Here is an 11,706-nt window from a genome sequence, read left to right as displayed (position 1 = left end):
TTCGGTGAGGGTGAAGGGACCGTTGCTGTCGGAGGAGTGCGTGATGAAGAAGACGTTGTCGCCTGAGGGATCGATCAGGCGAGCGGCCAGGCTGTTGCTGAAGTCGTTGGTGAGGGCGTCGTAGAAGAGCCGCTGTCCCACTGTTCCGGAGAAGGTGAAGATGTCGCGCTCGCCCAGTTCGCCGAGCGTGCCGGAGACGGGGGTGTTGAGGCTGAGGGCGGTGGTGGTGGTGGCGGGGGTGACCAGGCTGAAGCTGTAGTTGACGCTGGTGGCGCTGGCGCCATCGATCGCCAGGGTGTATGTGCCATCGGCGGTCAGGTTCAGTTCCAGGTCGGTCGTGATGTTCTGGTTGGCCAGGGATTGGTTGGCAGGTCCGAAGATCCTCCAGGTGACTGAGGGGAATCCAGGAGTCTGGCTGTCGAAGACGAGTCGCTGGCCGGCCGTGCCGGTGAAGCGGTAGAGGTCGGTTTCCTGGCCGGGGGAGAGGCTGCCGTTGGTGACGGTGTTGAAACTTAGGGCCGTGGCGGTGGCAAGATCCCTCAGGGCGAAGTTGAAATCGACAGCCGTCGCCGTACTGTTGAGCAACAGCAGGTGGTAGGGGCCCGTTTCCGACAGGCTGAACGACGGGAAACTGTCCGCTTCGCCACTCCCCCCCAGAACCGAGCTTCCATCAGGGCGCAGAAGGGCCAGGGTGATGTTGTCCCCATCTTCCTCGAGCGAGTCGAAGTAGAGTCGCTGTCCTGCGCTGCCGTTGAAGAGGAAGGCCTGCGTGGTGGCAGCCGCCAGGGGGCCACTGGTGGCAGTGCCGAGGCTGAGGGCCGTGGAGTTGGCGGCCAGGTCGAGGATTCGGAAGTTGTAGTCGCCCGATCCGTTGACTCTGACGGTGTAATTCCCCGAACGCGGCAGAACGAAACCAGCCCCCGAATCGTTGCCGGCATTGGCGGTATAAATTGCGGAATTGAAATTCCCCTGATCGAGAATCTGGAGCGAAACGCCGTCAAAGTCCGGATCGAGGCTGTCTACAAAGAGCAGCTTTCCTGCTGCTGCGGTGATGGTGAAGTCGACCGGAGCTCCGGACACCGAGCCCGATTGGCTGAAGGGGAAGGCGGTGGGGGTGGCGGGAGCGGCATCGCTGATGTTTGTCACCGTGAAGTTGTAGGTGACATCGCTGGCACTGTTCCCGTCGATCTGCAGCAGGTAGGTTCCTGGCGCGTCGAGAAAGGCCGTGAAATCGGTGCCTGCGCCTACGCCGAAACCTGCCACTTGCTGATTGCTGGGATCAAACAGACGCCAGGTGGCCCCCGTTGCTACGGCAAGGCTGTCGAAATTGAGCCGCTGGCCTGCGGTGCCGCTGAAGCGGTAGAAATCTGATTCAGCACCCGGGGTTAAAATGCCAGTGATAGGCGTGCCCAGGGTGATGGGTGGGGCTGTGCTGGCATCGATCAGCTTGAAGTTGTAGTTGCCCGTGCTGTTGGCGTTGCCGACAAGCCCTTCAACGGTTAGCCGGTACGTGCCGGTTTCTGTGAGGGTGAGCAGGCTGCCATCGAAATCACTTTCACTGGAAAAGATCAGTTGCACCCCACTGGGGCTGCGGAGCGAGATGGCCAGGCTGTTGCCGTTATTGACTGTGGCGTCGTAGAAGAGGCGCTGGCCCGCGGTGCCAGCAAACGTATAGATATCCTGCTCCCCGAGCTCGCCGATCGAGCCGTTGACGGCGCTGCCCAGGGTCAGCGGAGTGCTGGTGGTGGTGGGTGTGACCAGTTGAAAGCTGTAGTTGACAGGCGTGGTGGCAAACTGGTTACCTTCAATCTGCAGCAGGTAGGTTCCGGCTTCCGGCACCGTAAATTCATTATCGAAGCCGTTGTTGGCTGCCGTGATCTGGGTGTTCCCCGGATCGAACACTAGGAAGCTCGCCCCACTGCCGGTGATGGCATCAAAGGCGAAGCGCTGGCCCGCCGCGGCGGTGAAGCGATAGAACTCACTCTCCGCCCCAGGCGTCAGTGTTCCTGTGGTGACAGTATCAAGAGTGAGGGTGGGTGCTGCGGAAGCGTCGATCAGCTTGAAGTTGTAATTACCGGTGGAGTTGTTAGAGCCGACACTGCCTTCGATGAGCAGCTGATAGGTGCCGGTTTCCGTCAGGGTGACAAGGGTGCCGTCAAAGTCAGCGTCGATCGTGTTACCAACCACCGCTCCGCTGGGGCTGCGGAGGGTGGCGAAGATGGACCTGCCGTTGTTGACCGTGGCGTCGTAGAAGAGGCGCTGGCCCGCCGTGCCGGCAAACGTATAGATGTCCTGCTCTCCGAGCTCGCTGATCGTGCTGCTGACGGCACTGCCCAGGGTCAGCGGAGTGCTGGTGGTGGTGGGTGTGACCAGTTGAAAGCTGTAGTTGACAGGCGTGGTGGCAAACTGGTTGCCCTCGATCTGCAGCAGGTAGGTTCCGGCTTCCGGCACCGTAAATTCAGTATCGAAGCCGATGTTGGCTCCGGTGATCTGGGTGTTCCCTTGGTCGAACACACCGAAGTTAGCCCCACTGCCGGTGATGGCATCAAATACCAGCCTCTGCCCGGCTGCGGCCGTGAAGCGAAAGAACTCACTCTCCGCCCCAGGCGTCAGTGTTCCTGTGGTGACGGCATCAAGATTGATCGTGGTGGCAGCGGTGACGTCGATCAGCTGGAAGTTGTAATTGCCAGTGATGTTGGGATTGCCGACAATGCCTTCGATCAGCAGCTGATAGGTGCCGGTTTCCGTCAGGGTGACAAGGGTGCCGTCAAAGTCAGCGTCGATCGTGCTGCCAACTACCGCCCCACCGGGGCTGCGGAGGGTGGCGAAGATGCTCCTGCCGTTGTTGACCGTGGCGTCGTAGAAGAGGCGCTGGCCCACCGTGCCGGTAAACGTGTAGATGTCTTGCTCACCCAGCTCGTTGATCGTGCCGTTGACGGCACTGCCCAGAGTCAGCGGGGTGCTAGTGGTGGTGGGGCTGACCAGCTGGAAGCTGTAGCTGACTGGTGTGGTGCTGTTACCTTCAATCTCCAGCAAGTAGGTTCCGGCTTCTGGCACCGTAAATTCAGTATCGAAGCCGATGTTGGCTCCGGTGATCTGGGTGTTCCCTTGATCGAACACACGGAAGTTTGCCGAAAAAACGGAGGAGATGGCATCAAATACCAGCCTCTGCCCAGTTGCGGCCGTGAAGCGATAGAAATCGCTTTCTGCCCCAGGTGTCAGTGTTCCTGTGGTGACGGCGTCAAGATTGATCGTGGGGGCAGCGGTGGCATCAATCAGCTTGAAGTTGTAGTTGCCCGTGCTGTTGGCACTGCCGACATTCCCCTCCACGAGCAGCTGATAGGTGCCTGTTTCGGTGAGGGTGACAAGGCCGCCGTCAAAGTCAGTGTCGATCGTGCTGCCAACCACCGCTCCAGTCGGGCTGAGGAGCGTGACGCTCAGCGCATTGCCGTTGTTGACTGTGGCGTCGTAGATCAGGCGCTGGCCGGCCGTGCCGGCAAACGTGTAGATGTCCTGCTCGCCCAGTTCGCTGATCGTTCCCGCCACAGGGCTGCTGAGGGTCAGCGCCGTGCTGGTGGTGGTGGGGGTGACCAACTGAAAGGTATAGGGGATGCTGCTCGCGCTGCTGCTGTCGATATAGAGAATATGACTGCCACTGCGCGTCAACGTGATCTCGAAGTCGGACGCGAGATTACCACTGGTGATTGACTCACCGTTGGGACCACGCAGAAACACGTTGGCACTGGAGGCCGAGGGCGACTGGCTGTCGAAGACGAGCCGCTGGCCTGCCGTTCCGGTGAAACGGTAGAGTTCGGTTTCGAGGGGTGCCAGTGTGCTGCTGGTGACCGCGTCGAAGGCCAGATCCGTGGCCGGTGTCTGCAGCAACTGGAAACTGAAATCCGTTGCCCCCTGTCCGGTGGATTCCTGAACCAGATAGTAGGTACCCGCTTGGCTGAGGGTGAAGATGTCGCTGTCACTGGAGGCATTGACGAAGAAGCCACTTAGATTATTTCCACTTGGCCCAATCAGAAACGTCTGAACGCTGTCAAAATCCTGCTCGAGGGCGTCATAGAGCAGCCGTTGTCCCACCGCGCCGGTGAAGCTGAAGATCCGTGCCCCTGAGGTGGGTGTCACGGTCTCGGTGACAGTGGTTCCCAGGGTCAGAGGTGTCGCATTGGCCGCCACATCAAGAAGTCGGAAACTGAAATCACCAGTTCCATTTAGCCTTACGGTGTAGGTGCCTGAACGTGGAAGTACACTGGGGAAGTTGATGTCGCTGCTTGCGTTGCTTGATGTCAGGAACGCTCCGCTTGGATCCAGAATCGTGACAGTGACTCCATCAAAATCCTGATCCAGGCTGTCGAAGTACAGCAGCTTTCCAGCGGCCGCCGTGAAGGTGAAGTCGACCGGCGTGCCCGCGACCGTTCCGGTGCGGACGAAGGGAAAGGCTGTTGGCGAGGCGGGGGGCGAATCACTGATGTCGTTGACCTGGAAGCTATAATTCACGCTGGCGACATTATTCGTTCCATCGAGAATCAGATAGTATTCACCGTCGGTGGGCAGGGTGACGCTGAAATCCGAGCCGACGAAGGTGAAGGGGTTGATCGCTTGATTGTTGGGCCCATAGAGGGTCCAGGTGGTGGACGTAGCTGAGCCAAGAAGGCTGTCGAACTGCAGCCGTTGTCCCCGGGTTCCTGTGAAGCGATAGACGTTGCTCTCAAGGCCTGGGGTGAGTGAATCGCTGATCGTTGTACCCAGCGAGAGCACCGGCGACTGGTTCAGCTTGATCAGGTTGAAGTTGTAGTCCCCTGTCGTGCTGGCATCACCCCTGATGACAATCTGGTAAGTTCCGGAAAGGGTGAGGGTGCCGGGAGCGCTGTCACCTGTGTGATCAAAGCTGTTAAAAATCGTGCCACCCGATGGATCAATCAGGCTGTACGAAATGTTCTGGAAGGTCGGATCTGCATCAATGCCATCAAAGTAGATCCGGTCGCCGACGACGCCTTCAAAGGTATAGATCTGCCGCTCCCCGAGCTCTGCCAGCAGGCCGTTGAAGTTGATCGAATAGGACGAACTAGCCATGTGCTTTCATCCAAACTGAATTTTTGCTCACCTGAACTTAACCCGATTCTCTGCGCAGCCATGGGTCACGATAGGCCTGTAATAAATCTTATTCTCTATGCTGAGCAATCGCTTCAGCCTTCCAGTTCCCTGTTCAATCATCGATGAATTCGATGTATCGCACCTGACATGGTGCCAGTGTGCTGGCTTGGCTTTCTCCGCTTACGTTCTGTCCCAGGTCGTTACGGGGCGCGGTTCAGCGTCTCCAGCACTTGTGGCTTTTGCGGTTTACAAGGTTGCTGAGCAGCTGTGCCCAGTTGGTTGTATTCGACATCACAATGGTGCGGGCTGCGGCTTGACCCCCCTGAACTTGGTGGTCCCATCCCACTGGCGCCCAGGCCGTACTTGGCCCCCATCATTCTTGGATGGCTTTCTTTCTGCAGTTCTCGATTCTCCTCACCAGGCCCTTCCTTTTTCTGTCGCCACGACGAGCGCCGGCTGGCGGTTCTGGATCGACCGGGGTGCCACCTTCACCCACATGTTGGCCTGCTCCCCCACTGGCGAGCTTGTGGTGAGCAAGCTGCCCTTCGATCCGACCACCTGTCTGACGGTACCTGCCAGAGCCCCTTCGAGCAGGACACGGTTCATCACCAGTACGACCCGGACGCGGCCCAGCGCTTCTGGCGCGCCCTGCTCCAGGCGGATCGGGTGTTCAAGGAGTTCCGGGCCCGGTTCCTGGGCAAATGCAGCCCGGTTCATTTCTTCTGGGGCAGCTTCGATATGGCGCTGACCCGTTTCTCCGGCCGGCACCTCCCCATCCCGGTGGCATCCCCAACTTCCCTGACTGGGTGGCGCGGGAGGCCTATTCCCATCAAGTGAGCAGCGCCGGCTTCCGGCCCGGTGGCGGCGGCATCGCCTATCCGGCCTTCTATTCCTATGCCTACCCAGCGCCGGCCGGCTTCGCCGCTTCCGCCGTCAGTCCAGATGGGGCCCATTGGGAGCCATCCCTGGGGGAGTTCCTGCTGCCTTACGAGCAGGTGCGGAACGCCGCCTCGCCCGACGCGCTGCTGCTTGATTTCCTGCAGAGCACCTATGAGGCGGCCGCCGATGGCGCCGGATGGGAGCGGGCTGCACTCGAGTTGCAGACTGGGCCTCGGTTTCAGGACTAAACGAAGACTTCGTTCCTGTCGTCCGCCATGGCCATGGTCAATGTCCACCAGGCCAAGACCCATCTCTCCCAGCTCCTGCAGGACGTGGAGCAGGGGCAGGAGGTGGTGATCGCCCGCTTGGTGGCCTGGAAGCCGGAGGGGCTGACCGTTGCGGCACCGGGTGCCATGCGCGGCCAGATCGTGAGGGCGGCCGACTTCAATGCTCCGCTCGTTGATCTGTTCGAAGACCTGGCCGGGGCAGAACGCCCGGCCGAGGGCCGGTGACGAGGCTGCTGCTCAGTTGCGACGACAAACTGCGCCGTTTTGGCCCCACGGTGCTCGTCTGGCCCTGAGGCGTCGACCGATCCGACCAAGGATCAAGTCGATAGGTGGGGTTGACTGGTGGTAGCTTTTCGGATCGCACAAAATTTTCTGTCCGGTTTTGCATCGGACATGGCTTCCGACAGGACCTAGCAATGGAAAAACTCACGGCCGAAGGGCTCGAGGTTGTCAACGACCTGGCCCAGCGGTATGGCTTCAGCCAGGACGCCGTGCTGCACCTGACCTTCGCCATGCTCAAGGGGCGTGGCGGCATGGCCCAGTTCAACCACCCGGAACTCGCCGGCTCCGGCCAGTGGATGAACGGCGGGATGATGATGCTCGGCGACATGTTCAACCACGGGCTCAAGGCCCGGGTGGATGGGGTCTGCAGGGAGCTCGCCGCCACGATCGCCAGCCAGCCCGAGCTGTTCCCAAGCGGCAGCTTTCAGTCCCAGAGCCAGAGCGGCGGCGGCCACCAGGTGCTGGTGGGGGGCGCCGGCCTCCACCAGCAAGCCAGCGGTGGTGGTCAGCAGATGCAGGTGAGCGGCGGCATGGCGCCGATGGCTCCCATGGGATCGATGGTCCCGATGAACTTCGGTTCCGCTCCCCTCTTCACCCCTGACCCCCGTGCCAGCTGGTGGCCCCCTGAACTGGGAACCCCCAGCTCCAGCGGTGCCCAGAACGAGGTGCGTTACGCCTATTTTCCCGCAGCCGGGCGGCTGGCGGTGGAGGTCAACGGCCAGGTCAGCCTCTACGACACCAGCGGCCATCAGATCGCCGGCATTTCCTCCCAGCAGCAGTCTTCCGGCGGCGGGCTGGTGTTCAGCACAGGGGACGGCAGCATCAGCCTGGCGCACCTCGCGGCGGTGGGCGCCCCGGCTGCGGTCGAGTCCCCCTCGAGGCCCCCTGTGGCGGCGCCTCCAGAAGCCGCTCCACCGGCAGCCGCTCGGGCCAGGCCCGAACCCACCGCCGCCGAGCCCGCCGCTGAGCCAGCCACCGACGTGTTCGCCACCCTCGAGCGCCTTGGGGAGCTCAAGCAGAAGGGCATCCTCACCGAGGAGGAATTCGCGGCCAAGAAGGCCGAGTTGCTCAGCCGCCTCTGACGCCCGTGGCGGACGCCTGGCGGTTCTGGATCGATCGGGGGGGCACCTTCACCGACCTGGTGGCCATCTCCCCCTCGGGCGAGAGGGTGGTGCGCAAGGTTCTCTCCCGTCGCCCGGGCAACGGCGAGGCGGCGTCGGTCGATCCCGTGGTGGAGGCCATGCGGGAGGTGCTCGGGCTGGCACCGGGAGTGAGTGTTCCTCCTGGGGTGATCGAGGAGGTGCGCCTGGGCACCACCGTGGCCACCAACGCCCTGCTGGAGCACCGGGCGGAGCCGGTGCTGCTGCTGGTGAACCGGGGCTTCGCCGATCTGCCCCGCATCGGCGACCAGCACCGCCCCGACATCTTCGCCCTCCAGATCGTGCTGCCCCGTCCCCTGGGGGTGCGGGTGATCGAGGTGGAGGGCCGCCTGGCGGCTGACGGCCAGGAGCTGGCGCCGCTCCGGCTCGACGACGCCCTCGCCGACCAGGTGAGTCGCGCCCTGGCCGACGGCTACCGGAGCTGTGCCGTGGCCCTGCTGCATGCCTATCGCGAGCCCGGCCACGAGCAGCAGCTGGGCGCCTGGCTGACGGCCCTCGGGGCCGGGCCGGTGGTGCTGTCCCATGCCGTCAGCCGCCAGCCCCGGCTGGTGCCCCGCTGCGCCACCGCCGTGGTGGAGGCGGCGGTGCGACCCGTGCTGCGCCGCTACCTCGACCGGTTGGCCGCCGCCCTCGGGCCCCATGCCCGCCTGCGGGTGATGACCTCCAGCGGCGCCCTGCAGGCACCGAAGCGGCTGCTGGCCAAGGACACAATCCTCTCCGGACCTGCCGGCGGCATGGTGGGGGCCGTGGCGGCCGCCCGCGCCGCCGGCCTGGCCACCGGGCCGATCCTCGGCTTCGACATGGGCGGCACCTCCACCGATGTGTTCCATTTCGATGGTCGCCGCGGCGACGCCGGCTGGGAGCGCGCCATCGAAACCGAGATCGTCGGTCTGCGGCTGCAGGCGCCGATGCTGCCGATCCATACCGTGGCGGCCGGGGGCGGTTCGGTGCTCCATGCCGACGGCGGTCGCCTGCAGGTGGGCCCCCAGTCCGCCGGGGCCCATCCCGGTCCGGCCTGCTACCGCAACGGTGGCCCCCTCACCGTCACCGACGCCAACCTGCTGCTGGGACGCCTGCCGGCCGCTGCCCTGCCGCGGGTGTTCGGCCCCGGCGGCGACCAGCCCGCCGATGCGCCCCTGGTGCGGGAACGCTTCGACGATCTGGCAGGCCAGCTCACGGCGGCCGGGGGCGCCGGCTTCGGGGCGGAGGCGGTGGCCCTGGGGGCCCTGGAGATCGCCGTCGAGAGGATGGCGGAGGCGATCCGGCGCATCTCGATCCAGCGGGGCCACGACATCCGCCAGGCTGTGCTGATCAGCTACGGCGCGGCCGGCGGCCAGCACGCCTGCCCCCTGGCCCGGCGTCTCGGTCTCGAAAGGGTGCTGCTCCACCCCCTGGCCGGGGTGCTGTCGGCCCTCGGCATCGGCCTGGCGCCCCAGGGCCTGGTGCGGGAGCAGCCCGTGCGGCGCCCCCTTGCCGCCGCGCTCATGCCCCTGCTGAGGCAGAGCATCGCTGATCTGGAGGCCTCCGCGCGCGCCGATCTGGAGGCCTGCGGCGATCTGGCCGCTGGCGTCCCCTGTCGCCAGCGGGTGCAGCTGGAGCTGCGCAGCGCCGGCAGCGACCGCGGCCTGGAGGTGCCCTGGCTGCCCGCGCCGGAGGCCCTGCGCGAGGCCTATGAGGCGGAGCAACGCCGCCGCTTCGGCCATGTGGTATTCGGTGAGGCGCTGGTGGTGGAGCGGGTGACGGTGGAGCTCACCGCCGGGGTGGCGGAGGGCGAACCCGCACCGGCTCCGGACGCCCCGGCCGGCGCCGGGTCGCCGCCGACCCCCGAGCTCACCCCCCTGTGTCTGCCGGAGCTTCCCCCCGCCGCCGGCGGAGCTGGCCCGGCCATGGCCTGGCACCTGGTGCCCCTGTGGCGGCGCGAGCAGCTGGCGACCGGCCAGCGGCTGCGGGGGCCTGCCCTGGTGGTGGAACCCACCGGCACCACCGTGCTCGAGCCGGGTTGGACGGGCCGGGTGCTGGCGGGTGGCGAACTGCTGCTGGCCTGGGAACCCGGGGAAGCCCAGACGCCGTCGGGCCTGGCCGCGACGGCCCAGCTGGCGCTGCCGCAACCCTCAGCGGCGCCGGAACCCGCCGGCTCCGATCCGGTGCGGCTGGAGCTCTACAACCATCGCTTCGCCGCCATCGCTGAGCAGATGGGGGTACGCCTGCAGCAGAGCAGCCGCTCGGTCAACATCCGCGAGCGGCTCGACTTCTCCTGCGCCCTGTTCGACGCTGAAGGCCGGTTGGTGGCCAATGCCCCCCACATCCCCGTGCACCTGGGCTCGATGGGGGCAAGCGTCGGCGAGCTGCTGGCGGCGGTGGCGCGGGGGGCGGTGCCGCCGCTGGCGCCAGGCGACGCCATCGCCGCCAATGATCCCTTCGCCGGCGGCACCCATCTGCCCGACATCACCGTGATCACGCCGGTGTTCGTTGCCGATGGCTCCGGGCCTCCGCTCTTCTTCGTGGCCTGCCGCGGTCACCACGCCGACGTGGGCGGCATCAGCCCCGGCTCCATGCCCTCCTTCAGCCGCAGCATCAGCGAGGAGGGTCTGCTGCTCGCCAACGTGCCCCTGTTGCGGGGTGGGCGCTTCGAGGCGGCGATGTGGCGCAACCGGCTGGCGGCCGGTCCCCACCCGGTGCGCAACCCGGAGCAGCTGCTGGCCGATCTCCAGGCCCAGGTGGCGGCCAACCGGCTGGGGGTCGAGGAGTTGCAGCGCCTGGTCGAACGGGCCGGTGTGGCCGAGGTGCTGGCCTACATGGGCCATGTGCAGGCGAACGCCGCCGAAGCCGTGCGCGGCGTCATCGATCGTCTCGAGGGCGGCTCCCATGCGGTGGAGCTCGATGACGGCAGCCGCATCGCCGTGGCGGTGCGGATCGACCGGGCCGCACGGCGGGCCACGGTGGATTTCACCGGCACCTCCCCCCAGCAGCCCGGCAACTTCAACGCCCCCCTTGCGATCACCCGGGCGGCGGTGCTCTACGTGTTCCGCTGCCTGGTGGGCCAGGCGATTCCCCTCAATGACGGCTGCTTCGATCCGCTCGATCTGGTGGTGCCCCAGGGCTCCCTGCTGCATCCCCGCCCGCCGGCGGCGGTGGTGGCGGGCAACGTCGAAACCTCCCAGGCGGTCACCAACGCCCTGTTCGGTGCCCTGGGGCTGATGGCGGCGGCCCAGGGCACCATGAACAACCTCAGCTTCGGTGATGCGCGCAGTCAGTACTACGAGACCATCTGCGGCGGTACCGGGGCGGGCGTGCGGGCCGATGGCAGCGGCTTCGCCGGAGCCAGCGCCGTGCAAAGCCACATGACCAACTCGCGCCTTACCGATCCGGAGATCCTCGAGGACCGCTTCCCGGTGCGGCTGGAGCGCTTCGCCATCCGCACAGGCAGTGGCGGGGTGGGCCGCTGGCCTGGGGGCGAGGGGGTGGTGCGGCGGCTGCGCTTCCTGGCGCCGATGACTGCCGCCATTCTCTCGGGTTCCCGGCGGGTGCCTCCCTTCGGCCTGGCCGGAGGCGGTGACGGGGCGGTGGGCCGTAACCGGCTGGAGCGCGCCGATGGCCGGATCGAGGACCTCCCCGGCTGCGCCCAGGTGGCGGTGGAGCCCGGCGATCTGCTGGAGATCGCCACCCCCGGGGGCGGCGGCTACGGCACGCCGGTGGCAGGCCTGAACGGAGATCCTCCATGAGCAACGGGCGCCGGGGGGCCATCGGGGTGGCGCTGGTTGTGCTGGCCGTACCCGCGGCATTCGCCCAGCCTTCTGGGGCCCTTCAGCCCGCCGGCGCCCTGGGCAGCAACGTGCTGCAGGAGGGGGAGCAGCGCTTCCGGCCCCTCTGGTCGGCCCGCGGCATCGTCGCCGCCCAGGAGCCGCTGGCGGCGGCGGCCGGCGCCGGGATCCTGCGGGCGGGGGGCAATGCGGTGGACGGGGCCGTGGCCACCGCCTTCGCCCTGGCCGTCACCC

General features: G+C 65.7%; 4 protein-coding genes and 2 pseudogenes. 5 read left to right on the top strand and 1 reads right to left on the bottom strand.

Annotated features, from left to right (window positions below; all coding sequences use genetic code 11):
* Positions 1 to 5,082: hypothetical protein (locus KQ305_RS15330; RefSeq protein ID WP_259726267.1), on the bottom strand; the 5,082-nt coding region annotated here is incomplete at its 3' end.
* A gap of 288 nt (positions 5,083 to 5,370) precedes the next feature.
* On the opposite strand from KQ305_RS15330, the pseudogene KQ305_RS15465 reads away from it, so the two are divergent.
* From KQ305_RS15465 to ggt, 5 genes and pseudogenes are all read left to right on the top strand, one after another.
* Positions 5,371 to 6,230 (top strand): annotated as a pseudogene (locus KQ305_RS15465) (DUF5996 family protein).
* Between the two features lie 27 nt (positions 6,231 to 6,257).
* A complete protein-coding gene (locus KQ305_RS15315) occupies positions 6,258 to 6,494 on the top strand; it encodes a type II toxin-antitoxin system Phd/YefM family antitoxin (RefSeq protein WP_259726265.1) in 237 nt (78 codons plus the stop codon).
* Between the two features lie 191 nt (positions 6,495 to 6,685).
* Complete coding sequence (locus KQ305_RS15310; RefSeq protein WP_259726264.1) at positions 6,686 to 7,633, top strand: SHOCT domain-containing protein; 948 nt, start codon at positions 6,686 to 6,688, stop codon at positions 7,631 to 7,633.
* Between the two features lie 5 nt (positions 7,634 to 7,638).
* Positions 7,639 to 11,433: a hydantoinase B/oxoprolinase family protein gene (locus KQ305_RS15305; protein ID WP_259726263.1), complete on the top strand. Its 3,795-nt coding sequence runs from the start codon at positions 7,639 to 7,641 to the stop codon at positions 11,431 to 11,433.
* A pseudogene (gene ggt, locus KQ305_RS15300) lies at positions 11,430 to 11,706 on the top strand (gamma-glutamyltransferase); the annotation flags it as partial. The gene KQ305_RS15305 and the pseudogene ggt, both read left to right, overlap by 4 nt.

Origin of the sequence: Synechococcus sp. CS-1332 (assembly GCF_025127995.1) — a bacterium.
In the GTDB taxonomy this organism is placed as follows: domain Bacteria; phylum Cyanobacteriota; class Cyanobacteriia; order PCC-6307; family Cyanobiaceae; genus Cyanobium.
The sequence above is the reverse complement of the archived record's forward strand: the minus strand, read 5'-3'. Positions and strand labels throughout refer to the sequence as shown.